27 protein-coding genes and 1 pseudogene are annotated in these 22,155 nt (G+C 69.5%); 16 read left to right on the forward strand and 12 right to left on the reverse strand.

Translation table 11 applies throughout. From position 1 onward, the window contains the following. The first annotated feature begins 59 nt into the window (after positions 1–59). The 3 genes from ACGFU7_RS17155 to ACGFU7_RS17165 all read left to right on the forward strand — a co-directional run bounded on the left by ACGFU7_RS17155 (position 60) and on the right by ACGFU7_RS17165 (position 2,763). Positions 60–1,091 carry a LacI family DNA-binding transcriptional regulator gene (locus ACGFU7_RS17155; RefSeq protein ID WP_393696572.1) on the forward strand — a complete coding sequence of 344 codons (1,032 nt, stop codon included), beginning with the start codon at positions 60–62 and terminating at the stop codon, positions 1,089–1,091. Between the two features lie 43 nt (positions 1,092–1,134). Then, positions 1,135–2,220 carry an aldose epimerase family protein gene (locus ACGFU7_RS17160; RefSeq protein ID WP_393696574.1) on the forward strand — a complete coding sequence of 362 codons (1,086 nt, stop codon included), beginning with the start codon at positions 1,135–1,137 and terminating at the stop codon, positions 2,218–2,220. Between the two features lie 126 nt (positions 2,221–2,346). Next, positions 2,347–2,763, forward strand: a complete 417-nt coding sequence (locus ACGFU7_RS17165; protein WP_393696576.1) for an acyl-CoA thioesterase — start codon at positions 2,347–2,349, stop codon at positions 2,761–2,763. 15 nt (positions 2,764–2,778) lie between these two features. Here the strand turns inward: ACGFU7_RS17165 and ACGFU7_RS17170 are convergent, their stop codons facing one another. Next, positions 2,779–3,315, reverse strand: coding sequence for an ArsR/SmtB family transcription factor (locus ACGFU7_RS17170; RefSeq protein ID WP_393696577.1), 537 nt, complete (start codon positions 3,313–3,315; stop codon positions 2,779–2,781). A gap of 57 nt (positions 3,316–3,372) precedes the next feature. Between ACGFU7_RS17170 and ACGFU7_RS17175 the strand changes: the two genes are divergently transcribed. Beyond that, the gene (locus ACGFU7_RS17175) at positions 3,373–4,278 is read left to right on the forward strand and encodes a S41 family peptidase (protein WP_393696579.1); all 906 of its coding nucleotides are present in this window, start codon (positions 3,373–3,375) and stop codon (positions 4,276–4,278) included. A gap of 40 nt (positions 4,279–4,318) precedes the next feature. Here the strand turns inward: ACGFU7_RS17175 and ACGFU7_RS17180 are convergent, their stop codons facing one another. Then, on the reverse strand, positions 4,319–4,528 hold the full coding sequence (locus ACGFU7_RS17180; protein WP_393696581.1) for a hypothetical protein: 210 nt from the start codon (positions 4,526–4,528) through the stop codon (positions 4,319–4,321). A 26-nt stretch (positions 4,529–4,554) separates the two neighbouring features. Between ACGFU7_RS17180 and ACGFU7_RS17185 the strand changes: the two genes are divergently transcribed. Both ACGFU7_RS17185 and ACGFU7_RS17190 read left to right on the forward strand, forming a co-directional pair. Continuing rightward, complete coding sequence (locus tag ACGFU7_RS17185) at positions 4,555–4,845, forward strand: winged helix-turn-helix transcriptional regulator (protein WP_393696583.1); 291 nt, start codon at positions 4,555–4,557, stop codon at positions 4,843–4,845. Positions 4,846–4,935: 90 nt separating this feature from the next. Continuing rightward, positions 4,936–5,316, forward strand: coding sequence for an ArsR/SmtB family transcription factor (locus tag ACGFU7_RS17190; RefSeq protein WP_393696585.1), 381 nt, complete (start codon positions 4,936–4,938; stop codon positions 5,314–5,316). A 2-nt stretch (positions 5,317–5,318) separates the two neighbouring features. On the opposite strand, the gene ACGFU7_RS17195 is transcribed toward ACGFU7_RS17190, so the two are convergent. Further along, complete coding sequence (locus ACGFU7_RS17195) at positions 5,319–6,737, reverse strand: FAD-dependent oxidoreductase (protein WP_393696587.1); 1,419 nt, start codon at positions 6,735–6,737, stop codon at positions 5,319–5,321. A gap of 77 nt (positions 6,738–6,814) precedes the next feature. Continuing rightward, entirely contained in the window at positions 6,815–7,495 is a 681-nt protein-coding gene (locus ACGFU7_RS17200; protein ID WP_393696589.1) for a DUF305 domain-containing protein, read from the reverse strand. Between the two features lie 163 nt (positions 7,496–7,658). Here ACGFU7_RS17200 and ACGFU7_RS17205 point away from each other — a divergent pair, with 163 nt between their 5' ends. Next, the gene (locus ACGFU7_RS17205) at positions 7,659–9,149 is read left to right on the forward strand and encodes an LVIVD repeat-containing protein (protein ID WP_393696590.1); all 1,491 of its coding nucleotides are present in this window, start codon (positions 7,659–7,661) and stop codon (positions 9,147–9,149) included. 108 nt (positions 9,150–9,257) lie between these two features. Here the strand turns inward: ACGFU7_RS17205 and ACGFU7_RS17210 are convergent, their stop codons facing one another. The 6 genes from ACGFU7_RS17210 to ACGFU7_RS17235 all read right to left on the reverse strand — a co-directional run bounded on the left by ACGFU7_RS17210 (position 9,258) and on the right by ACGFU7_RS17235 (position 13,363). Next, entirely contained in the window at positions 9,258–9,437 is a 180-nt protein-coding gene (locus tag ACGFU7_RS17210) for a hypothetical protein (RefSeq protein WP_393696591.1), read from the reverse strand. 69 nt (positions 9,438–9,506) lie between these two features. Then, positions 9,507–10,208 carry an HAD family hydrolase gene (locus tag ACGFU7_RS17215; protein WP_393696593.1) on the reverse strand — a complete coding sequence of 234 codons (702 nt, stop codon included), beginning with the start codon at positions 10,206–10,208 and terminating at the stop codon, positions 9,507–9,509. 19 nt (positions 10,209–10,227) lie between these two features. Further along, complete coding sequence (locus tag ACGFU7_RS17220) at positions 10,228–10,926, reverse strand: phosphatase PAP2 family protein (RefSeq protein ID WP_393696595.1); 699 nt, start codon at positions 10,924–10,926, stop codon at positions 10,228–10,230. A 33-nt stretch (positions 10,927–10,959) separates the two neighbouring features. Next, entirely contained in the window at positions 10,960–11,895 is a 936-nt protein-coding gene (locus ACGFU7_RS17225) for a M56 family metallopeptidase (protein WP_393696597.1), read from the reverse strand. Between the two features lie 86 nt (positions 11,896–11,981). Next, on the reverse strand, positions 11,982–12,575 hold the full coding sequence (locus tag ACGFU7_RS17230; RefSeq protein ID WP_393696599.1) for a DUF5134 domain-containing protein: 594 nt from the start codon (positions 12,573–12,575) through the stop codon (positions 11,982–11,984). A 401-nt stretch (positions 12,576–12,976) separates the two neighbouring features. Continuing rightward, the gene (locus tag ACGFU7_RS17235) at positions 12,977–13,363 is read right to left on the reverse strand and encodes a VOC family protein (protein ID WP_393696601.1); all 387 of its coding nucleotides are present in this window, start codon (positions 13,361–13,363) and stop codon (positions 12,977–12,979) included. A 78-nt stretch (positions 13,364–13,441) separates the two neighbouring features. Between ACGFU7_RS17235 and ACGFU7_RS17240 the strand changes: the two genes are divergently transcribed. Next, positions 13,442–13,993 carry a GNAT family N-acetyltransferase gene (locus ACGFU7_RS17240; protein WP_393696603.1) on the forward strand — a complete coding sequence of 184 codons (552 nt, stop codon included), beginning with the start codon at positions 13,442–13,444 and terminating at the stop codon, positions 13,991–13,993. A 27-nt stretch (positions 13,994–14,020) separates the two neighbouring features. Here ACGFU7_RS17240 and ACGFU7_RS17245 read toward each other — a convergent pair whose 3' ends face one another. Then, positions 14,021–14,671 (reverse strand): glycerophosphodiester phosphodiesterase, encoded by a 651-nt coding sequence (locus ACGFU7_RS17245; RefSeq protein WP_393696639.1) that lies wholly within the window; start codon positions 14,669–14,671, stop codon positions 14,021–14,023. A 556-nt stretch (positions 14,672–15,227) separates the two neighbouring features. Here ACGFU7_RS17245 and ACGFU7_RS17250 point away from each other — a divergent pair. The 5 genes from ACGFU7_RS17250 to ACGFU7_RS17270 all read left to right on the forward strand — a co-directional run bounded on the left by ACGFU7_RS17250 (position 15,228) and on the right by ACGFU7_RS17270 (position 19,871). Further along, on the forward strand, positions 15,228–16,625 hold the full coding sequence (locus ACGFU7_RS17250; RefSeq protein ID WP_393696605.1) for a DUF6421 family protein: 1,398 nt from the start codon (positions 15,228–15,230) through the stop codon (positions 16,623–16,625). A 26-nt stretch (positions 16,626–16,651) separates the two neighbouring features. Next, entirely contained in the window at positions 16,652–17,419 is a 768-nt protein-coding gene (locus ACGFU7_RS17255; protein WP_393696607.1) for an SDR family NAD(P)-dependent oxidoreductase, read from the forward strand. Beyond that, on the forward strand, positions 17,398–18,477 hold the full coding sequence (locus tag ACGFU7_RS17260; protein WP_393696609.1) for a threonine aldolase family protein: 1,080 nt from the start codon (positions 17,398–17,400) through the stop codon (positions 18,475–18,477). Before ACGFU7_RS17255 ends, ACGFU7_RS17260 begins: the two co-directional genes overlap by 22 nt. Before the next feature lie 75 nt (positions 18,478–18,552). Then, complete coding sequence (locus ACGFU7_RS17265) at positions 18,553–19,152, forward strand: transglutaminase domain-containing protein (protein WP_393696611.1); 600 nt, start codon at positions 18,553–18,555, stop codon at positions 19,150–19,152. Positions 19,153–19,178: 26 nt separating this feature from the next. Then, a complete protein-coding gene (locus ACGFU7_RS17270) occupies positions 19,179–19,871 on the forward strand; it encodes a B3/4 domain-containing protein (protein WP_393696613.1) in 693 nt (230 codons plus the stop codon). Between the two features lie 30 nt (positions 19,872–19,901). Here the strand turns inward: ACGFU7_RS17270 and ACGFU7_RS17275 are convergent, their stop codons facing one another. Beyond that, a complete protein-coding gene (locus ACGFU7_RS17275) occupies positions 19,902–20,624 on the reverse strand; it encodes a lysophospholipid acyltransferase family protein (protein ID WP_393696615.1) in 723 nt (240 codons plus the stop codon). Between the two features lie 218 nt (positions 20,625–20,842). On the opposite strand from ACGFU7_RS17275, the gene ACGFU7_RS17280 reads away from it, so the two are divergent. The 3 genes and pseudogenes from ACGFU7_RS17280 to ACGFU7_RS17290 all read left to right on the forward strand — a co-directional run. Next, complete coding sequence (locus ACGFU7_RS17280; protein ID WP_393696617.1) at positions 20,843–21,169, forward strand: TlpA family protein disulfide reductase; 327 nt, start codon at positions 20,843–20,845, stop codon at positions 21,167–21,169. A gap of 196 nt (positions 21,170–21,365) precedes the next feature. After that, positions 21,366–21,872 (forward strand): flavin reductase family protein, encoded by a 507-nt coding sequence (locus ACGFU7_RS17285; RefSeq protein WP_393696618.1) that lies wholly within the window; start codon positions 21,366–21,368, stop codon positions 21,870–21,872. A 202-nt stretch (positions 21,873–22,074) separates the two neighbouring features. Further along, positions 22,075–22,155 (forward strand): annotated as a pseudogene (locus ACGFU7_RS17290) (electron transfer flavoprotein subunit beta); the annotation flags it as partial.

Genomic DNA, 22,155 nt, shown 5'->3' on the forward strand with positions numbered 1-22,155 from the left:
GCGCGAGCCAAGCCGATCCAGTGCGCACCGGTGCGCATCGAGCCGAGTCAGGGAGTGCCGTGGGCGTCAGTCTCAAGGACGTTGCACAACGGGCGGGCGTGTCCATCAAGACCGTGTCGAACGTGGTGAACAACTATCAGCACGTCACACCGAAGATGCGCGCCAAGGTGCAGCAGGCCATCGACGAACTCGGCTACCGGCCGAATCTCACCGCACGCCATCTGCGCAAGGGCCGCACCGGCATCATCGCGCTGGCCGTGCCCGAGTTCGGCAACCCGTACTTCGCCGAACTGGCGGGCGCGGTGGTGGACGCGGCCGCCCGGCACGACTACACCGTCCTGGTCGACCACACCGCCGGCCTCAGGGAGAAGGAACTCCTGGTCAGCCAGGGCTTCCGGTCCCATGTCATCGACGGCCTCATCCTCAGCCCCATCCATCTGGAGACCGAGGACCTCATGGCGCGCACCGAGACCGCGCCCTTGGTCCTGCTCGGTGAGCGGGAGTACGAGGCCCCGTACGACCACATCGCCATCGACAACGTGGCCGCCGCCCGCGACGCCGTACGCCATCTCCTCGGCCTGGGCCACCGCCGGATCGCCTTCCTCGGCTCCCGCACCGGACGCGAACGCCAGCCCGCCCATCTGCGGCTGCGCGGCTGGCGCGAGGAGCTTGCCGCGGCCGGCATCGCGCCCGACGAGTCATTGGTGGTGGTCACCGACGGCTACGGACGCGAGGACGGCGCCACCGCCATGGCCGCCCTCCTGGACCGGGGGGAGCAACCCGACGCGGTCTTCGCGTACAACGACCTCATCGCCATCGGCGCCATGCGCACCCTCACCGCACGTGGCCTGCGCATCCCCGAGGATGTCGCCGTCGTCGGCTTCGACAACATCGAGGAAGGCCTGTACGGAGCCACCACACTCACCACCATCGCCCCCGACAAGGAAGCCATCGCCCGGCTCGCCGTCGACAGCCTCGTCGAACGGCTCTCCGGCAACCCGGTGCCCGAACCACGCCGGCCCCGCCCCGGCTACACCCTCGTCGTCCGCGAATCCACCGCGCCCCGGCCCACCGCCGCAGAGGGGCACTGAGTACCGTCCTCCTCCGGCTGTTCGCTCCACCCTAGGATCTCTGATGCCTCGCCCCACCGTGAACCGCAAACCGTTCGGCGTCCATGAGCGCACGGACGTCGATCTCTGGACACTCGACTCCGGTACGGGAGTCCGGGCCGGGATCCTGACCTACGGCGGCATCCTGCACAGCCTCACCGTGCCGGACACCGCCGGAATCACCGCACCGGTCGTACGGTCCCTGGCCACGCTGGACGACTACACCGGCAAGAACCCGTTCTTCGGCGCCCTCATCGGCCGCTTCGCCAACCGCATCGCCCACGGACGCTTCACCCTCGACGGAACGACGCACCACATCCCCGCCAACGACCGGGGCCACGCCCTGCACGGCGGCCCCGACGGCTTCCACACCCGAATCTGGCAGGCCACCTCAGAAACCGGCGAGGACGCCGCCACCCTCCGGCTCTCCCTGCACAGTCCCGACGGCGACATGGGCTTCCCCGGCGCGCTCGACGTCACGGTGACGTACACCCTGGACACCGCCGGCACGCTCGCCGTCGACTACACGGCGACCACCGACCGTCCGACGGTCCTCAACCTCACCCATCACGCCTACTTCGATCTCACCGCGACCGGCGACATCCTCGGCCACACCCTCCAGGTGGACGCCGACACCTATCTGCCGGTCGACGGCGACGGCATCCCGCAGGGGCCCCCCGCCGATGTGCGCCACACCCCGTTCGACCTCACCGGCCCGCGCACCATCGGGGAGCGGATCACACTGCCGGACGAACAACTGCGGATGGCGGGCGGCTTCGACCACTGCTGGATCGTCCGCGACCCCGAGCCCGGGCCGCACTCCGCCCTGCGCCGGGCCGCCCGCCTCACCGCCCCCGACGCCGCGCGGATCCTGGAGGTCTGGACGACCGAACCGGGCATCCAGGTCTACACGGCCAACCAGCTCGACGGCACCCTCGCGGACCCCGCAGGCCTGCCCCACGCACGGCACAGCGCGATCTGCCTGGAGACCCAGCACCTGCCCGACTCGCCCAACCGTCCCGACTACCCCAGCACCGAGCTGCGCCCCGGCGAAGTCGCCCGCAGCCGGACCGAGTTCAGATTCCCCCATTTCGCGCCGCACCCGGTCTGAGCACCGGATTCCGCGGCACAGAGACAGGCCCGGTCCACGGATGTCACGCACTTTGTGGACCGGGCGGCGTGGGCAGTTGCGCGGGCGCGGGGGAATAGCGGAATGCGCCGTGATGTTGGGACGTCCATGACATTTTCTGTGGACGTGACCATCCGGGGCTACGAGCTCGACACGCAGGGGCATCTGAACCAGGCCGTCTATCTGCAGTACGCCGAGCACGCGCGCTGGGAACTGCTGCGTGCCGCCGGCCTGTCGCAGGAGAAGCTGCTGGCCAGCGGCGTCGGGCCGGTGACCCTTGAGACGACGGTGAAGTTCCTGCGGGAGCTGCGCGGTGGTGACCGGGTGCGGGTGACCTGTCAGTTCGTATACGGCGAGGGAAAGACGTTCAAGATCGCGCAGAAGATCCTCAAGGAGGACGGCACGGTCGCGGCGCAGGTCACGGGCGTGGCGGGGATGCTCGACCTGGCGGCCCGCAAGCTGATCGCCGATCCGGCCGGGCATCTCGCCTCACTCGCCGAGAACCCGGACCTTCTCAGCGGCTGACCGGCCGCCCCGCGGCTATGCGGGGCCGGTGGCCGGGTCGGCCTGCTGATACAGCGTCACCAGCACGCCGTGCACGGGCTGGTCCCCGGCGTCCTCCTCGGCCTCGTCGACCAGCCGGGCGAGGGTCTCGCCGAGTTTTCGTGCCTTCGCGGGGCTGAGCCGCAGGTGGCGCAGCGCCAGGTGCGTCTCGGCGGGGGAGCGGTCCAGTTCCTGGGCGACCGCGGCGAACATCGCTGCGGTGCCTGCCCCTTGGGGTTCGGCGACGACGATGCGGCGGGCCGTGCGCCGGTAGTACTGCTCGGTGCCGCCGCGGACCTGGCGGGTCTCGGCGATGTGGACCAGCCCGGCTTCGCGCAGCACCTTGAGGTGGTGCGCCACGTTGCCCTTCTTCGTGTCGAGTTGCACCGCGAGCCCGCTGATGGTGGCGGGCCGGTGGCCCAGGGCGAAGAGCAGCCGCTGGCGCAACGGGTGGGCGAGAGCGGCGAACTGCTCGGGCGTACCGATCTCCTGGATGTCGTCAGGGGGCGGCGGGCAAGAAGGCTGATCGCGCATTCCCAAAGTGTCCAACTCTCTTGACGCTTTCGCAAGGGCGGTGCTCTACTCCGTGCCATGACGACTTCGACGCAGTTTCGGTCCGCCCCTGTCATCGATGAGACAGCCCGGCTCCTGAAGGAGCACTACGTCTTTCCGGAGACGGCCGAGCAGCTTGCCGGTCTGCTGCAACGGCGCCTCTACGAGGGCGCCTACGCCGTCGACAGCGCCGAGGAGCTCGGCCGGCTGGTCACCGAGGATCTGCAGTCCGTCAATGGCGACCGGCACCTGCGGCTGAAGTACCACGCCGAACCAGTGCCAGCGGAGAAGGGTGCGGCCGCCCTGGCGGCCATGCGCCGGGACTTCGACACCTCACTGGGCGGTGCACCCCGGGTGGAGCTGCTCGAAGGAGGCGTGGCCGTGGTGGAGTTGGCACCGGCACTGTTTCCGCTGGAGTGGGCCGCCGAACCGCTGAGTGCCGCGCTCACCCTGGCCGCCGGTGCCCGGGCGCTGATCGTGGACCTTCGCGGCAACGGGGGCGGCGACCCGGACACGGTCGCCTTCGTATGCAGTTACCTGCTGGACGAACGCACCCATCTCAACACCATGCACTGGCGCGACGGCGAGCGCCGCGAGCAGTCCTGGAGCCTGCCGCACGTTCCCGGCGCGCGCTTCGGCGGCGACAAACCGTTGTACGTGCTGGCCGGCGCCCGTACGTTTTCGGGCGCCGAGGAGCTGACGTACGACCTGCAGCAGCTCGGCCGCGCCGTTGTCGTCGGCGAGCCGACCGGCGGCGGGGCGCACCCGCGGGAGGGCTGGACGGTGCATCCGCACCTGGAGGCCACCATCTCGGTCGGCCGCGCGGTCAACCCCGTCTCCGGCACCAACTGGGAGGGCACCGGCGTGCAGCCGGACGTCCCCTGCGCCGCCGCCGACGCCCTCGACCGCGCCCACGCACTGGCCGTCGCCCGGCTGGCGGGCTGACGTCCTCGGCCGGCCTGCCGCAGACGGCCGACCGGTCCGGTCATGCCTGGACGCCGATGTGCGCACGGTGGTGACGAGGGGTGTCGATCTCGTCGAGCAGGGCGATGGCGAAATCGCTGCAGGAGACACGGGCCGCGGCGTCGACGGTGGCCGTGGTGTAGCGGCCGGAGCGCGTCCCCTCGTGGTCGAAGTCCCCGGCCGGACTGACGGCCAGCCAGTCCAGTGCGGTGGCCGCGGTACGCAGCACCACCGTGCCGGCTGCGTGGCCGTGGCTGAATGATCGTCCAGTGCCTTGAGGGCGGCCCACGACGTTTCTCCGAGCTACGGATCCCGCTGCGTACGATCACGCCCAAGGTCCTCACTCAGCCACTCCGGTCGCTGGAGCGTGACGGTCTCGTCCTCCGCACGGCCGGGGCCGGACCGGCGCGGCACGTCCAGTACGAACCGACCTCGCTCGGCCGGAGCCTCCTTGGACTGCTGGACACGGTGCGTACCTGGGCGGAGCTCCACATGGAAGAGCTCATCGACGCCCGCGAGGCGGCATCGCGCGCCGATCGCACCGGCTGACGCGCGGCCGAACCCGTCGTACGGTGAATCTCAAACTACGATGAGTCTCGTATTATGGGAGGCCGGACCAAACCAGGAAGTGGAGCCATCGTGACCCCAGCCAGCGCCCCTGCCACAAGCGCCGCTGCGGTCGGCGGCCGCTCACTCGACCACCCCACGCGGGACGAGATCCGCATCGAGGGAGTCCTTCACGCGCTCTCCGACCCGATGCGGCTGCGCGTGGTCCGTGAGCTGGCCGCCGCCGATGCCGAGCTCACCTGCTCCCGCTTCGACCTGCCGGTGTCCAAGTCGACAACCACGCACCACTTCCGGGTGCTGCGCGAGAGCGGGATCGTCCAGCAGATCTACCGAGGCACGGCCAAGATGAACGGGCTGCGCCGCGATGATCTGGAAGCGCTGTTCCCCGGGCTTCTGGACAGCATCCTCGACGCCGCGAACCGGCAGGTGCAGCGTATCGGCGAGGACCGATAGCCTCACGATCCGCCCCGGTCGCCACCCTCCGCGGCGCTCAGCAGCCCCGGCCAGTCCGGGATCTTCACCGGTCCCCGGTCCAGCGACCGCCCCAGCGCTGCCTCCGCCCGCTCAATGGACAGCCAGCCGTCCCATTCAACCGGGCGCAGCCCCCACGCCCGCAGCGCGGCCACCGGATCGGGTGCCGACGGGCGCCCGGCGAGCAGAGGGGCGTCATCGAGCAGCGACGCCACCGTTTCCTTCGCGCACGACCGGTTCGAACCGATCACCCCGGTCGGCCCCCGCTTGATCCACCCGGCGACGTACTCCCCGGGCGACGGCACTCCGTCCCGCAGCACCCGCCCCGCCAGATGCGGCACCGTCCCGCGCGCCGGGTCGAACGGCAGGCCGGGCAGCGGCAGCCCGCGGTAGCCGACGGCCCGCAGTACGAGCTGGGCGTCGATGTCCTCATACGTACCGGCATCGCGCACGCCTCCGCTGCCGTCCGGAACAGTGCGGGCGAACCGCACGCCGGCCACCCGGCCGTTCCGCTCCAGCAGCTCGACGGGGCGCAGGAAGAAACGCAGGTGGATCGTGCGCGCCGGGTCTCCTTCCGCGCCGGCACCTGCGTTGCCGGAAGCGGCCCATCCGCGCAGGACCTCGATATTGCGCCGCGCCGCCGCCGTCAGGGGCGGTGCGTTCGGCGGTGAGGACAGGGCCGGCGTGGACCGGGGGGACGGATCGGCGTACGCCGGGTCGAGGGCCAGCTCCGCCTCGTCCACCACGACCCGCGCCTGCGGCAGCGCGCCCAGTTCACGCAGTTCCTTGGTGGTGAACCTGGCCTGGGAGGGTCCGCGCCGGCCCGTCATGTGGATCTCGCGCACCCGGCTTCCGGCCAGCGCGCCGAGTGCCCCGTGCGGTACGTCGGTGGGGCGCAGCTCCTCCGCGCTCCGCGCGAGAATCCGCGCCACGTCCACCGCCACATTGCCGACCCCGATCACCACGACCGAACGGGCCTGCAGCGCAAAGCTGTTGGCGGCGGCGTCGGGGTGTGCGCTGTACCAGGAGACGAACTCGGTCGCGGAGCAGCTGCCCGGCAGATCCTCGCCGGGGACCGCGAGGCCCCGGTCGGTCGCCGCCCCGACGCAGTAGACGACTGCCTGGTACAGCTCGCCGATCCGTTCGGGTGGGATTCCGCCGCCGCCCACCTCGACATTGCCGAGGAAGGTGATCCGCTCGTGCTCCAGGACGGTCCGCAGACTGTTCTGCAGCGATTTGATCTTCTCGTGGTCGGGGGCGACTCCGTAGCGCACCAGGCCGTACGGACAGGGGAGCCGGTCCAGCACATGGACCCGGACATCGGGCACCCGGTCCTGCTCGACCAGGGCCTGGGCGGTGTAGACCCCGCTGGGACCGGAGCCGACGACGGCGACACGGAGCACGGCGCACCTCTTCCCGCAGGATGCCTCCAGCATGGCACCGGCGGCCGGGGCGGGGGAGAGGCGCGCCAGGGGTGCGGTCAGGACGACATCGCGCGCATTCTGTCGATCTCCACTGTCTGCTGGGCGACGACGTCCCCGGCCATCTCCTCGACCTGCACATTGTTCCCCTGCGAGAGCGCCTCCGTCGCCATCGTGATCGCTCCCTGATGGTGGGTGATCATCAACTTCAGGAAGAGCTTGTCGAACGCCGCGCCGTCCGCCGTCCGCAGCTGATCCAGTTGCGCCGGGGTCGCCATTCCGGGCATCGCCGAGTGATCGTGGCCGCTCTTGCGCTTCTCTCCACCGTTGTGTTTGAGCCATCCCTCCATGGCACCGATCTCCGGCTTCTGGCCTGCGGTGATGCGCTCGGCGAGCCGCCTGACCACGGCGGAGTCGGAGCGGGCGGGCACGAGACCGGTCAACTCCAGCGCCTGGGCGTGGTGTTGGATCATCATCTGCACATATCGGAAGTCGGCCGAGTTGGGAGTGTCGTCCCCGGCAGCCTTCGCGGCCTCCTCGGCGGACAGGGTCCGCGCGGGCTCGCCCGGTTTTCCGGGCGCCACCACCGAAGGCCCCCCGCCCGCCTGTGCCTTCGTACGGCTGTCACCGCCTTCCTCCTCGCATGCACCCAGGGTGAGAACGGCGGACATGACAGCCACGGCGAGAACGGATCTGCGTACGCATATGGTCCGGCGGCGGATCAACAAGTGGACCTCCATTGCCACATGGGGTGGTTGCGAACCGTCCTAGCACGCTTCCGCGCGACAGCGACCAGAAACTTTCATTACGTCTCTGTTGCCATCTGTTGGGATACCCGTGGGGAGGACGATACTGCCGGAGTCCGTGAACCGTTCAACTACGTACGGATGCATGGAGGACGCAGTGATTTCGTTGCACATGAGCCCGGCGCGGCGCAGGCGACTGGGTGTGGCCGCAGCAGCCGCAGGGCTGCTGGCCACGCTGCTGACGGCCGGCCCCGCGGCCGCGACGCCCGACCCCGGTGACACGGCCACCGCCCGTACCGATGTCTCCGCCGCCCAGAGAGCCGAAGCCACGGCCGCCATCCGGAGCGGCGAGATACCCGGCGTGGACGAGATCGTCCACAGCAGCAACATCACCCATCTGGCCAACGTCCCGAAGGACGCACTCAAGGGGCTGAACACGGACCTGGCCTTCCAGGGGAAGTACGCCTTCGCAGGAAACTACGACGGCTTCCGGATCTACGACATCAGCAGTCCGAAGTCCCCGAAGACGGTCGCCCAGGTCCTCTGCCCCGGATCGCAGAACGACGTCTCGGTCTCCGGGGACCTGCTCTTCCTGTCCACCGACTCCTCGCGCAGCGACAACTCCTGCACCAGCACCACCCAGCCCGCCACGGAGAAGTCCTCCTGGGAGGGCATGAAGATCTTCGACATCAGAGACAAGCGCAACCCGAAGTATGTCGCCGCCGTCGAGACCGCCTGCGGATCGCACACCCACACGCTGGTCCCCGAGCGCAAGAACGTATACGTGTACGTCTCCTCGTACTCGCCGAGCGACACGTTCCCCGACTGCCGGCCGCCGCACGACGGGATCTCCGTCATCAAGGTGCCACGCCATGCGCCCGAGAGGGCCGCGGTCGTGAACTTCCCGGTGCTCTTCCCGGACGGCGGCAACCCGGGCGCGCCCACCAACCCGGGTGTCTCGAAGACGACCGGCTGCCACGACATCACGGTGCTGCCCTCGAAGGACCTCGCCGCCGGTGCCTGCATGGGCGACGGTCTGCTGTTCTCCATCAAGGACCCGGAGAACCCGAGGATCATCGACCGGGTGCAGGACAATGTGAACTTCGCGTTCTGGCACTCCGCGACGTTCAACCAGAAGGCCGACAAGGTCGTCTTCACCGATGAGCTCGGCGGCGGTGGCGCAGCCACCTGCAACGAGGAGATCGGCCCGAAGCGCGGCGCTGACGGCATCTACGACATCGTCGGCAGGGGAGACCACCGCAAGCTGGTCTTCCGCAGCTACTTCAAGATCGACCGTCCGCAGGCCGACACGGAGGTCTGTGTCGCCCACAACGGTTCGATCATCCCGGTCAAGGGCCGCGACCTGATGGTCCAGGCCTGGTACCAGGGCGGAGTCTCTGTGTGGGACTTCACCGACTCCTCGAAGCCGAAGGAGATCGGCTACTTCGAACGCGGCCCCGTCAGCACGGACGCGGTCACCACGGCCGGCCCCTGGTCGGCGTACTACTACAACGGCTACATCTACTCCAACGACATCGCCAAGGGCTTCGACGTCCTGAAGCTCGACGACCGGCGGACCGACCCGGCGAAGCGGGTGCGGCTGGACGAGCTCAATGTTCAGACGCAACCGGACTACTTCGACCGCTGATCCGGCCGGCCCATCAGATCGGCACGCGCCATCCGGCTGCACCGCGCACCGAGTGCGTCCCGCCGGGCGGATCCCCCGCCCGGCGGGACGCCGCGATCGACGCCCGCGTCAGGCGGCGGCCCCGACGCTTTTGCCGGTCGCCGCGGCCCATTCCACCAACAGCCGCTGGTACTGCTCCTCGTCCTCCGGGGACAGGCAGCCGCCGGAGCGCTGCCACAGGTCACGAATCTCTTTGTTCACCACGGCGGCGGTACGCACGGAATCGGAGGGGCACGGAGAACGGGACATGCGTACAGGCTAAGGCCCCGATGTGACAATCCGACCCATTGGGCGTCAGGGACATCTCTCACATGTCTCTCAGGCAACGCCCGGCGCCAGTCCCAGCATCCGCAGCCCATCGGGCCGCTCCTCCACCGGCAGATGCCGCACAAAGCGCACGTCACAGCCCAGCGCCGCCGCCCCGCCGTCCGCGTGCCGGTCGTCGCCGACCATCACCACATCCGCCGGATCCTGCCCGATAAGTGTGCAGGCGGTGTGGAAGAGCCGTGTGTCCGGCTTCTGGACGCCGTGCTCGTACGACAGGATGTAGGCGTCTATCAGGGAGTCCAGGCCGTGCGCCCGGAAGACCGGCCGCAGGTCCCAGCCGATGTTGCTGATTACACCGATACGGGTGCCGCTGTCACGCAGCGCACCGAGCACCTCCGCCGCGTCCGGGTAGGGCTGCCAGGCGGAAGGTGATCTGTGCCGCTCGTACAGCGCGTCGTACAGGTCCGGATCCGGCAGGGCCACCTGCCGGGCCAGTCCGGTGAAAGCCTCCCGGTGGAGTTCCGCGCTCTCGTCGCGGGTGGCCCACACGGAGGCGAGCCGGGCAGGAACGTGCCGGGGAGGCGGACCGCCCGGCAGCGCCCCGGCGGCCTCCAGCTCCCGCGCGTACCGCTCGAAGCCGGCCTCGCTCACCGCCACCTCCCGCTCGGCGAGGACCGCGCGCAACCAGGACCGGACCGGTTCGATACGGAAGAGAGTCCCGGAGAAGTCGAAGAGCACACCCTTGATCTGCATGGACGCGATCCTTCCGGGTTCAGGAGCGCCACGGCAAGACCGGTCCGCCGCGTTCCTCGTACCTGGCGAACCCGGCGACGGAGAACCCGACCAGGGCCGCCCCGAGCAGCCAGCCGCCCAGGACGTCACTCATCCAGTGCACCCCCAGGTAGAGCCGGGTGACGCCCACCCCGACCACCGAGACCCATGCCACCACCAGCGCCGCCCGCCACACCCAGGGCCCCGTGCCATGCCGTCGCAGCAGCCAGAGCAGCAGACCGCAGGTCACCGTCGCCGTCATCGCGTGACCGGAGGGGAACGCCGCGTAATGGGCGGAATCCACCGGGTCCGGCCACTGCGGCCGCGCCCGGCCTACCGCGGACTTCAGCCCCTGCTGCAGGAGAGTCGACAGCACGCTCGTCCCCGCCACCCACACCGCGAGGGCCCGCGCCCTGCGCCACCACAGCACCACCACGGCCACCGCGATCAGGGCGCGCATGGTCCATGGATCCCAGACCCAGTCGGTCAGGATCCGGTTCGCGTGGACGAGACCGGGTTCGGTGACCGCCCTGCGGTGCAGGGCGTCCGCGACCGTACGGTCCAGCGTCATGAGCGGCGACCAGCGCACGGCGACCAGGATCAGCAGGACCAGGGCGGCAGAGGTGCTGACCACGGCCGTGCCGAACGGCGTGACGCCGGAACGGGTGCGGGCCGGTGGGGCGAGCGGCGGGGATGGCATGGGGCGATCTTCGCGGACGATCCGCGCACCCGGCTATCCCAGTGCGCTGAGTCCCGGAATGAATGCCACGAGAAGCGGAACCACCGGTACCAGGGCGGCCGCCGCGGTCAGCCGGAGCCGGCGGCCCGCGGTGAGCCGCTCCATCGGGGTCAGCAGCCGGTTCACCCGCAGTGGCAACTGAGCGTCCGGCGCCGGGCACGGGCCGAACACGCCCCGGTCCTCGTTGAGTTCCACCAGGGCCAGAGCGATCGTCAGCCGTCCGAAGCGCCTCGACGCCACATCGTCCGCGGCCAGCTCGACCAGCCGGTGCATCTCGTTGCGGAAGGCCGCGAACACCGGCACTTGCGGAAACCCGATCGCGAGCGCACCGGAACAGTGCAGCAGCCAGTCGTGCCGGGCCTTTGCGTGCCCCTGCTCATGAGCCAGCACCGCATCCAGCTGATGGCCTTTCAGTCGGCCAAGTGCCGCCGTGGTGATGACCAGTTGAGGCGCGGCACCCGGCAGCCACCAGGCATCCGGACGCTCTCCCTCCAGCACGACGAGCCGGCCGCTGCCGGGCTCCTCCCCGGGCATCAGCGGGGAACGCACCAGCAATTCGGTGCGGCGCTGCCTGCGGCGGACCTGAGCCCGGTGGATCTCCCGGGTCAGCATCGCCGCCGTCCACACCCCGCCGAGCGCCAGCAGCACGGCCATGGCCGCGGACCACTGCCCGTGCCCGCCCAGCGCATACGCCTCCACCACGGCACGCGGCGCCGGCGCGAACACATGCCCGCGCACCGCCTGCCAGGCCGCGGCCGCACTGAACGTCATGGAGAGCGCGAAGGAGAGCAGCACCCCGGCCACCACGCACTGCCAGACCCACAGCGCAACGACGGGCTCGCGCTCCGGCCACTGAGCCCGCGCCATCAGACGCGGGGTCACGACGGCGGCCAGCGCACCGAGCAGCAGCAGCGCGAGGGAGACCAACATGGCGTCAGCCTATGAGCGGCGCGGTAGCCACGGGTATGGCTGTGCACGGCAAGTGATGTACGCCACGGTTTGGCCTGCCCTTTGTCTCACAGAGTGAGCAGCATCGCGAACATGGCGATCCCCATCGTCAGCCGACAGGCAAGAGCCAGCTCGGGCCATGCGCCCCAGCTGCCCCCGACCGGCCCGCCGCCGCCGCTCGCCGTGGCGGCCACCGGTATCAACCGGGCCCCCGAACGCAGCACATACACCGCGAAGTAAGCCAGCAGCAGTCCGGTCAGCAGGGGTATGCCCCCGGCCGTCGCCGCGACACCATGGCCCGCGTGTCCGCCGTGCTCGCCGTGCGCCCCTCCACCGCCCGGTGCCATCGTCAGCGCCATGTAGACCATCGCCGACGACCCGACCAGATGGTGCAGATGGTGCCCGCTGTGCCGGGAGAACCACAGCGCGCGCAACGAGGCCGCGCCGAACAGCACCGCGTACACCGCCCACCCCCACACAGGTGGTGTCACGACGGCAGCGGGCACCGCCATGGCGGCCATGCCGAAGCCCATCAGCGCTTCCGCACGCGCCGTCCTGCGCCCCTCCCCGGTCTCGCTGCGCGTGCTGCGCAGCAGGCAGTACGCGCCCGTCACCCCGCACAACGTCATGAGCAGCCAGCCGGACATCGCCGGTCCGTGCACAGCGCACCTCCCCCTGGACGTACGACATCGGTCCCCCTTAGTCGATGCCCGGACCTGGACCGTCGTACGCGGCGCACTGAGGTGCACGGGGAGCGCGCGGAGGGGGTGTTCCCCGCCGCGCTGTGACGTCCGGGCGGCCGCCGGCTGGGCTGGATACGCGCTTCCACCACCGTCATCCGCCGCCCGGCCGACATCAAGAAGTCCGTCGGCCTGTCATGCCCGGTGGTGGAGCGGATGCCGGCCATGAAGCTCCTCCAGCAACTGCCCGAGGCCCGCGCCCGACGCCGCTCCCGGCTGCGTGAACGCCTGACGGAGACCCGAACGGCTCCTGAAGGCTCTGCCCGTGGTCGTCGACTGCGTGGAGAGAAGCCGCGCCGCGCACTGACAGCGCACCGGCACTGCTACGGGCGGTAGCGCAGCGGATGGCCCTCCGGTACTTCCACCACGACGATCCTGTGCCCGTCCGGATCGCGGATCCACATCTCGACGAGCCCCCAAGGCTCGCGCACCGGCGGCCGCAGCACCTCGACGCCGCGGGCCGACACCTCCTCGTGCGCCGCCCGGACGTCCGCGACCTGCAGCCACAGTTCGAGGCCGGGCACCGGCGGTGCGGTGGCGCGCCCGGAGACCTCCAGGAAGCCCCCGCCGAGGAAGTAGACCGTGCCCCGCTCGGGGCCGGTGCCGAACTCCCGGTAGACGGGCAGCGCGAGGGACTGGCCGTAGAAGATCCGTGACCGCTCGGGTTCGGCCGGACGCAACAGGATCCGGCTGCTCAGCACATGAACCATGCGCCAGACTCTAGGTCCGCGACACGCGGGTTACGCTGCTTCGGCACGGCCACAGCAGAGAAACGGAGAGCCACCGCCATGGACATAGCCCCTGCCCAGGACTCGGGACAGCTGACCTTCCGCGACGCGGCCGACGCCGATGTGCCCGCACTCGTGACGCTGATCGAGTCGGCGTACCGCGGGGACTCCAGCCGGGCCGGATGGACCACCGAGGCGGACATCCTGCAGGGGCAGCGGACCGACCCGGACGGTGTCCGCCAGGTCGTCGAAGCGTCCGGCAGCCGACTGCTCGTGGTGGAGCGCGACGGTGCGCTCATCGCCTGCTGTCAGCTCGAACACCGCGGTGACGCCGCCTACTTCGGGATGTTCGCGGTCCGCCCCGAGCTGCAGGGAGCCGGTCTCGGCAAGGTGATCATCGCCGAGGCCGAGCGCGCCGTCCGGGAGAGCTGGGGGGTGACCGAGATGCACATGACCGTGATCTCGGTGCGCGAGGAGCTGATCGCCTGGTACGAGCGCCGCGGCTACCGCCGTACGGGAAAGCTCAGCCCGTTCCCGTACGGCGACGATCGCTTCGGCATCCCGCAGCGCGACGATCTCACGTTCGAGCTGCTGATCAAGACCTTGGTCTGACCAGGCAGGGCCTGACCGGGCCGGCGATCACGCGGTGAAGCGGCCGGCGCGGCGGATTTCCGGGTAGTCGGTGGTCGCGCCGTCCAGCCGCAGGGCGCGTACCAGCCGCAGATGGTCCTGGGTGTTCACCACCCAGCCGAGGACCTTCAGCCCTTCGGCGTGCGCCTGCTCGACCACCTCCAGGGTGAGGCGGCGGATGTTCAGCGCCAGCGTTGCCGCACCCACCGCCTTCGCCCGGTCCACCACATCGTTTTGCCAGCGGCTCGCGATGAGTACGGTCCGTACCCCCGGCACCAGTTGGGCGATCTCGGCGACCGCCTCGTCGTGGAACGACGACACCTCGACCCGGTCGACGAGACCGCGTCGCAGCATCACTTCGGCCAGGGCGCGGGCCGCGGCCACATCCTTGATCTCCGCCTGCACGGGGGACCGTACGGCGTCGATCACCTCCTCGAAGACCGGCACCCGCTCGCCCAGTCCGGCATCGAGTTCGCGCAGCTCGGACAGGGTCTTCTCGGCGATCGGACCGTTGCCGTCCGTCGTACGGTCCACGTCAGCGTCGTGCATGACGGCCAGCGCGCCGTCCTTGCTCAGATGAAGGTCCAACTCGATGGCGTCCATCCCGGCCTGTTCCGCATGGACGAACGACCGCAGGGTGTTCTCCGGCTCGACACCCATCACTCCGCGATGACCGATGGTGAGAAAAGACAAGGCAACTCGCTTCCGTCGACGGCGTCTTCCCGCGTGCGGCTCCTACCCACGAGGCACTACGGCATTACGGCAATTCGGCAGCCTAATGGCCCACCCCCGGGAGAGAACCGCTCGGACGAGGGGGAGTGGCGCCGTGTCCCTGGACGTCGGCGGCACCGAGCAGGAACCCGGTGATGACGGCTGCGACAAGGACGGCACGGATACTCACGCGGCGGATCTCCCGAGGTGACGCGTAGGGCGGATGCCCTCCGTCCTACCGGCAGGCGGCCGTGCCCGGCGAGCTGTGTCACTCATGCGTGGGCGCGCCCTGCACGGCCTGAACGCTCATGCGTGCGAGGCCGGGCGGGCCGGCAGCCCCCAGAATGCGTCCGGCCGACGGAAGCGTTCGCAGGGAAGGTTCTGTGCAGGAAAAATCGCGGTGACCATGGGGGGCGGCAGGATAATTTTCTGGGGCCCACTTGTCCGAAGGAAGCGCACTTGGATACGGTTGCTTAACGCGAGGTTCTCCTGTGGAGGAAGTGTTATGACGGAAATTCTTGTGCACGACGTTGCCGCAGGTGACATAGCTACGGATCGGCGGGTGGTCGATCACCCAGCCTGGCCCGCGCTCAAGAATGCCGTGGAAGAGATCCGCCCCTGGCAGTCGAAGGACGGTTCCATCGACTTCGACGCCGAGGGCGCGCCGTCCCGGGCAGCCGCCCGGGCGACGCTGGACCGCGTGATCGCCGCGGTCGAGGAGCTCTCCCCGCTGCTTCCGCACGACGCCGCATACCACCACGCCCTTGTCATGGACCTGCGCCGCTGGGCCACGGACGGCTTCGGCGTGCCGGACTTCCTCGACTCGCTGCTCGCCTTCCAGCCGGCCAAGGACCGCACCGACGGGCTCCAGCACCTGGTCGTCTTCGCGATGTACACACAGAACGGCAACCCGGACCGCAACCTCGAAGCGGTCGTCCTGCGGATGGTCTGGCCCGAGTGGCTGGCCGAGCTCGAAGCCACCCGCTATGACAACCCGCTGTTCTGCGGCATCACCTTCGAGGGCTTCACCTCGGGCTACGACACCAACTCCGCGGTGCTCTTCCCGGAGACCGTCGCCGTGCGCGAGGCCCCCGAGCGCTTCAGCTGGGGCGGAATCTTCTGCGACCGCGAGGCCGCCCGCTTCCGCCGGGTCACCGAGGCGTCGGTCGATCTGCTCGGCGTCGAGCTGCCCGACGACATCCACGAGATGATCGGCGACCAGCAGCGCTGCGAGCAGGCCTTCGTGCTCTGGGACATGGTCCACGACCGCACGCACAGCCACGGCGACCTGCCGTTCGACCCGTTCATGATCAAGCAGCGCCAGCCGTTCTGGATGTACGGGCTCGAAGAGCTGCGCTGCGACCTCACCGCCTTCAAGGAGGCCGTGAAGCTGGAGGCCGACGGCTTCGCCCAGGGCCGCGATGTGCAGTACGCCGTGCTGTTCGACCGGATGTTCCGCTTCCCCGTCACCGGCGAGCGCGTCCGCAACTACGACGGCCTCGGCGGCCAGCTGCTCTTCGCGTACCTCCACAAGCACGACGTGATCCGCTGGACCGACAACACCCTGAAGATCGACTGGGACCGTGCCCCGCAGGTCACCAACCAGCTCTGCGGCGAGATCGAGAAGCTCTACCGCGACGGCATCGACCGTCCCAAGCTCGTTCACTGGTTCGCCGCATACGACCTGGTCTCGACCTACCTCGCCCCGCACCCGGGCTCCCGCTGGGCCAAGGGCCCGGACGCGCTGGATCTGTCCCAGCCGCCGCGGAAGCTCGTCGACGACGTGCTTCCGGACGAGTTTCCCCTGAGCATGTTCTATGAGGCGCTCTCCAAGAAACTGAAGAACGTGATCGCCTCGACCAAGGGGATCACCGCCGCGGATGCCGAGCGGGCAGCCGCGTGAGCGCCGGGCTTAAGGAGGCGGTGGCCATGAACGGAAACGGCAAGGGCAACGGGAGCGGTGCTCTCGAAGGTGCCGTGGTCGCGGTGGCCGGTGCCGCGGGCCCGGCCGGCCGGGCCACGCTGCTGAGGCTCGCCGAGGCCGGTGCGACCGTCGTTGCCTCCGACGCCGATGCCACCCGCCTGGCCGAGGCGGTGGACGCCGCACGCTACGCCCACGGCGGCGCCACGGTCACCGGTGACACCGTCGATCTGCTGGACCTCGCTGCCGCCCGCGAATGGGCGGACAGGACGGAGAAGGAATTCGGCCGGATCGACGGCCTGGTCCACCTCGTCGGCGGCTGGCGCGGCAGCGCCTCCTTCGCCGAGACCGACCTCGCCGACTGGAACCTGCTGGAGAAGCTCCTGATCCGCACGGTCCAGCACACCTCGCTGGCCTTCCAGGAGGGTCTGCAGCGCAGCGACCGGGGTCGCTATGTGCTGATCAGCGCGGCCGGGGCGAGCGAACCCACCGCGGGAAACGCAGCCTATGCCGCGTCGAAGGCGGCGGCCGAGGCCTGGACACTCGCGCTCGCGGACTCCTTCCGCAAAGCGGGGGGCGACGAAGGGCCCAGGACCGCGGCTGCGATCCTGATCGTCAAGGCACTGGTGCACGACGCGATGCGCGCCGAGCGCCCCAATGCGAAATTCGCGGGCTTCACCGACGTCAAGGAGCTGGCCGATGCCATCGCCGGCGTCTGGGACCGGCCCGCCCCGGAAGTGAACGGAAAGCGCCTGTGGCTGACCCCACAACCGTAAGGACCGACGCGCGACGCCACCACGACCCGCAGGTACGCGGCTTCGCCAGTGACAACTACGCGGGCACGCACCCGGAGATCCTTGCAGCCATCGCCCTCGCCAACGGCGGTCACCAGATCGCCTACGGCGAGGACGACTACACGGAGCACCTCCAGCGCGTCATGCACAGTCACTTCGGCCCCACCGCCGAAGCCTTTCCGGTCTTCAACGGAACCGGCGCCAACGTCGTCTCCCTCCAGGCGATGACCGACCGCTGGGGCGCGGTGATCTGCGCCGAGTCCGCCCACATCAACGTCGACGAGGGCGGCGCCCCGGAGCGGGTGGGCGGCCTCAAGCTGCTCACTGTGCCCACCGCGGACGGCAAGCTCACGCCCGAGCTCATCGACCGGCAGGCGTACGGCTGGGACGACGAGCACCGAGCGATGCCGCAGGTCGTCTCGATCACCCAGAACACCGAGCTGGGCACGGTCTACACACCCGACGAGATCCGCGCCATCTGCGATCACGCCCATGGCCACGGCATGAAGGTCCACCTGGACGGGGCCCGGATAGCCAACGCCGCGGCGTCGCTGGACGTACCGATGCGTACGTTCACCAACACCGTCGGCGTCGACGTCCTCTCCTTCGGCGGCACGAAGAACGGGGCGATCTTCGGCGAGGCCGTGGTCGTCCTGAACCCGGACGCCGTCCGCGCCATGAAGCACCTGCGCAAGCTGTCGATGCAGCTTGCCTCGAAGATGCGCTTCGTCTCCGTACAGCTGGAGGCGCTGCTCGCCGGAGACCTCTGGCTGCGCAACGCCCGGCACGCCAACGCCATGGCCCAGCGGCTCGCGGAGGGCGTGCGTGCGGTGGGCGGTGTGGAGATCCTCCACCCCGTCCAGGCCAACGCCGTCTTCGCCCGGCTGCCGCACGAGGTGAGCGAGCGGCTGCAGGAGCGCTTCCGCTTCTACTTCTGGGACGAGGCCGCCGGTGATGTGCGCTGGATGTGCTCCTTCGACACGACGGAGGACGATGTCGACGCATTCGTTCTTGCGCTGAAGGAAGAGATGGCGAAGTAGCCATATCTGAATAGATATGCGGTCGACCGGAAAGTCATTGACATCCGGTCGGCCGCTTATTTACGCTCGGCGGCCATGGAGCTGATCCAGCAAGTCCCGGAACTTTCCGCCTATCTCGCTGCTGACGAGGCCATCGACCACGAGCATCCGCTGGTACGGGAGACGGTCGCCGATCTCCGTAGCACCACCACCGACGCATATGCATACGCTGCTGCCGCCTACGTTTTCGTACGTGACACCGTTGTGCACTCCGCCGATTCGGGCGACATGCGGGTCACCTGGCGTGCCTCCGACGTCCTCGCGACGCGCAATGGCATCTGCCACTCCAAATCCCACGCCCTGGCCGCCCTCCTCCGCGCGGCGGGCATCCCGACCGCCCTCTGCTACCAGAGGTTCGGCGAGGGCAACGGGGATCCGGCTCCCGTGCACGGGCTGATCGCCGTACGGCTGCCAGGCCGCGATCGCTGGGACCGTCAGGACCCCCGGGGCAACAAGCCGGGCGTCGACGCCCACTTCTCGCTCGACGCGGAGCGGCTGGCGTGGCCCGTCAGGCCGGAGTTCAATGAAGTGGACTATCCAGTACTCTATGCAGCACCGCATCCGGCGGTACTGCGCGGCCTGCAGTCCTCAGAGGACCGCCCGCAGCTGTGGCGCACCCTTCCCACAGAGCTCTGAGATCCCGTCCCGAGGCAAGGCAGCCGATGACCCTGACGTTCACCGTCTCCGACGACGTACGCACCCTCGCCCCCGGCTTCACCCACCTCGCCGTAGAAGCGCACGGCCTGGTCAACGGGCCCAGCAACGACGAAAGTTCGGCCCTGCTGGACGAGGCGGCCCGCCGCCTGGCCGAGCGGCTCGACGGCCGGGCCCCGCACGAGGACCCGCACCTCGCCGCCTGGCGCGACACCTACACCGCCTTCGGCGCCAAACCCTCCCGCACCCGCAACTCCGCCGAGGCCCTGGCCCGGCGCGCGCTCACCGACGCCGGGCTGCCGCGCATCAATCTCCTGGTCGACCTCTACAACGCCATCAGCGTCGCCCATCTGATCCCAGTAGGCGGCGAGGACACCGACCGCATCAGCGGCACCATGCGGCTCGTGCGCTCCACCGGCCAGGAGCCGTTCCCCACCGTCGCGGGTGGTGAGGAGACCGTGGAGCACCCCGAGCCCGGCGAAGTCGTCTGGTGCGACGACGAGGGCGTCACCTGCCGTCGCTGGAACTGGCGTCAGGGTGCGCGCACCCGGCTCACCGAGGAGTCCGTAAATGCCGTATTCCTGCTGGAGCGCCTCGCGCCCATGACGATCGGCGAACTCGAAGCCGCAGGCGCCGAACTCGCCGAGTGGCTGGAGAAGCTGAGCCCCGGGGCGCGGATCACCGTCGGCACCCCGGAGTGACGTCTCGGTCGTGGCAGTGAGGCGGCCGCGTCAGCTCCTCTCGCGCACCTCGGCGGGCGTCGGAGCAGTACCGCCGAGGTGCGAGGGCACCCACCAGGTGTCGCTCGCGTCCTTCGGGCGTACGGGATAGGCGCGCTGGGCCGCTTCGAGGAGCTCCTGGACCCGCTCCCGCAGTCGCCGGGTGATCGCACCCGCGTACTGGTCGGTGGGTGCCTCCACCGGCTCGCCGACCCGGATCGTCACCGGAATGTGGCTGCGCCTGAAATTGCGCGGCCGGCCCTTGGTCCACAGCCGCTGCGTCCCCCACAGCGCCATCGGGATCAGCGGTACGCCGGCCTCCTGGGCCAGCCGGGCGGCGCCCGACTTGAAACTCTTCAGCGTGAACGACTCCGAGATCGTGGCCTCGGGGAAAACGCCGACGATCTCGCCGGAACGCAGTGAGTCGAGGGCGTGCGCATATGCGTCCTCGCCCTGCTTGCGATCGACGGGGATGTGCTTCATGCCGCGCATCAGCGGCCCGGAGGCCTTGTGCCGGAAGACCGATTCCTTCGCCATGAAGCGGACAAGACGCTTCTGCGGCAGAGCCGCGAGCCCGGTGAAGATGAAGTCCAGATAGCTGATGTGGTTGCTGACCAGTACCGCGCCACCGGTCTTCGGGATGTGCTCGGAACCCTGAGTGTCGATCTTCAGGTCAAGCGCCTTGAAAAATGTACGAGCGGCGCCGATGACCGGTCGATAGACGAGTTCTGCCATCTGGGGAAGACCCTTCTTCTGCGCCTGAGGAGGGTTCTCCCGGCGGAAGTTACGCAGCCGTAGGTTTGCGGCATTGCGCCGATCGTGCCCCATGCGCGACGCGGTGGCCAGTCTCCGAGGGCGCGGGCCGCGAGATTCTCGTCACGTGGAACCGCCGGGAATGTCTCGGTGCCCGGTGGTGCTGACCACTTGCGAAGAGCTCTGACAGGAGGCCGAAGGTGGACGGGCAGACACGCGAGGGAACGCTGGACGCGGCCCAACTCGGCGCGGAATTGGGGGAGCGGGCGACCCTTGTGCAGTTCTCCAGTGCGTTCTGTCAGCCCTGCCGGGCCACCCGCCGCACTCTCGTCGAGGTGGCGCGCATGGTGAACGGCGTCGCCCATGTCGAGATCGACGCCGAGGCGCATCTCACTCTCGTGCGCGAGCTGGGGATCAGCCGGACGCCGACCGTACTGGTCCTCGACGCCGCCGGCCGGATCGTCCGACGGGCTGTCGGACAGCCGCGCACCGTCGACGTCGTCGCCGCACTGGGACAGGCGATGTGACGGACCGTGATGCATCTCCCACATTGCGAAACGCTCTTGACTGCACCCACCACGCATCGTCAGTCTGACGCTATGCCGCCAGAACTCCTTCTCTACGGCCGGGTCCATGTGGATCTCGCCCGCAACGCGAGTGCGCGCTGTCCGGGTGCCTGAGCAATCACGGCCCCGTACGCCTCCTCCGCAGAAGGACATTTCCATGACGGCTTCGCCCGAGCTCGGTACCTCCCGCACGGCCTCCCCCGAACTCCTCCGCTCGGTCTTCCGGCAGCACGCCGCCGGTGTGGCAGTGATCACCGCCGCAGGTGACCGGCCGGTCGGCTTCACCGCCACCTCGCTCAACTCCGTCGCCGCCGAGCCACCGCTGATCTCCTTCGGCGTGGGGACCTCGTCCTCCAGCTGGCCGGTCGTGGCCGAGGCCGAGCACATCGGCGTACACATACTCGGTGAGCACCAGCAGGAGCTGGCCGCCACTTTTGCCCGCAGCGGCGCCGACCGGTTCGGCCCGTCCACCTATTGGCGCAGTGGGCCCGAGGGCGTGCCGGTGCTCGACGGTGTGCTGGCGTGGCTGGTCTGCCGCGTGGTGGCCCGTATCCCGGCGGGGGACCATCGGATCGTGATCGCGGAGGCCGTGGTCGGCGACCCGGCCGGAGGCGGTCGCCCGCTCCTCTATCACCAGGGTCGATTCACTGCGCTGCGGGACTGAGAACTCCCAGGTGGCACCTGGGCGCCGAGCGTCGGCCAGGTCACAGTCCAAAGCGCTTGCTCATGGGTGACGCACTGGGTGTACTGGCGAGTAATATGTCTGGTCGGAGCGTCGGTCGCCCCGACCGGAAACCGCCCCATCGGGCGCCTATGCTGCGTGCAACAAGGCAGCCCAGAAATGACGATGCAGTAGGAGAGCCGGCGTGAGCTTGAGGATCGTTGTCTGTGTGAAGTACGTGCCCGACGCCACCGGCGACCGGCACTTCGCCGATGACCTGACGCTG

This window comes from Streptomyces sp. NPDC048473, from assembly GCF_043200155.1.
Taxonomy (GTDB): domain Bacteria; phylum Actinomycetota; class Actinomycetes; order Streptomycetales; family Streptomycetaceae; genus Streptomyces.

Coding starts and splice junctions, on each gene's coding strand:
- ACGFU7_RS17165 (WP_393696576.1), top strand. CDS start 2,347: ATGACATTTTCTGTGGACGTGACCATCCGGGGCTACGAGCTCGACACG.
- ACGFU7_RS17250 (WP_393696605.1), top strand. CDS start 15,228: ATGACGGAAATTCTTGTGCACGACGTTGCCGCAGGTGACATAGCTACG.
- ACGFU7_RS17220 (WP_393696595.1), bottom strand. CDS start 10,926: ATGCCATCCCCGCCGCTCGCCCCACCGGCCCGCACCCGTTCCGGCGTC.
- ACGFU7_RS17245 (WP_393696639.1), bottom strand. CDS start 14,671: ATGGGTGTCGAGCCGGAGAACACCCTGCGGTCGTTCGTCCATGCGGAA.
- ACGFU7_RS17255 (WP_393696607.1), top strand. CDS start 16,652: ATGAACGGAAACGGCAAGGGCAACGGGAGCGGTGCTCTCGAAGGTGCC.
- ACGFU7_RS17175 (WP_393696579.1), top strand. CDS start 3,373: ATGACGACTTCGACGCAGTTTCGGTCCGCCCCTGTCATCGATGAGACA.
- ACGFU7_RS17235 (WP_393696601.1), bottom strand. CDS start 13,363: ATGGTTCATGTGCTGAGCAGCCGGATCCTGTTGCGTCCGGCCGAACCC.
- ACGFU7_RS17200 (WP_393696589.1), bottom strand. CDS start 7,495: ATGGAGGTCCACTTGTTGATCCGCCGCCGGACCATATGCGTACGCAGA.
- ACGFU7_RS17265 (WP_393696611.1), top strand. CDS start 18,553: ATGGAGCTGATCCAGCAAGTCCCGGAACTTTCCGCCTATCTCGCTGCT.
- ACGFU7_RS17240 (WP_393696603.1), top strand. CDS start 13,442: ATGGACATAGCCCCTGCCCAGGACTCGGGACAGCTGACCTTCCGCGAC.
- ACGFU7_RS17225 (WP_393696597.1), bottom strand. CDS start 11,895: ATGTTGGTCTCCCTCGCGCTGCTGCTGCTCGGTGCGCTGGCCGCCGTC.
- ACGFU7_RS17215 (WP_393696593.1), bottom strand. CDS start 10,208: ATGCAGATCAAGGGTGTGCTCTTCGACTTCTCCGGGACTCTCTTCCGT.
- ACGFU7_RS17170 (WP_393696577.1), bottom strand. CDS start 3,315: ATGCGCGATCAGCCTTCTTGCCCGCCGCCCCCTGACGACATCCAGGAG.
- ACGFU7_RS17285 (WP_393696618.1), top strand. CDS start 21,366: ATGACGGCTTCGCCCGAGCTCGGTACCTCCCGCACGGCCTCCCCCGAA.
- ACGFU7_RS17275 (WP_393696615.1), bottom strand. CDS start 20,624: ATGGCAGAACTCGTCTATCGACCGGTCATCGGCGCCGCTCGTACATTT.
- ACGFU7_RS17210 (WP_393696591.1), bottom strand. CDS start 9,437: ATGTCCCGTTCTCCGTGCCCCTCCGATTCCGTGCGTACCGCCGCCGTG.
- ACGFU7_RS17160 (WP_393696574.1), top strand. CDS start 1,135: ATGCCTCGCCCCACCGTGAACCGCAAACCGTTCGGCGTCCATGAGCGC.
- ACGFU7_RS17185 (WP_393696583.1), top strand. CDS start 4,555: ATGATCGTCCAGTGCCTTGAGGGCGGCCCACGACGTTTCTCCGAGCTA.
- ACGFU7_RS17270 (WP_393696613.1), top strand. CDS start 19,179: ATGACCCTGACGTTCACCGTCTCCGACGACGTACGCACCCTCGCCCCC.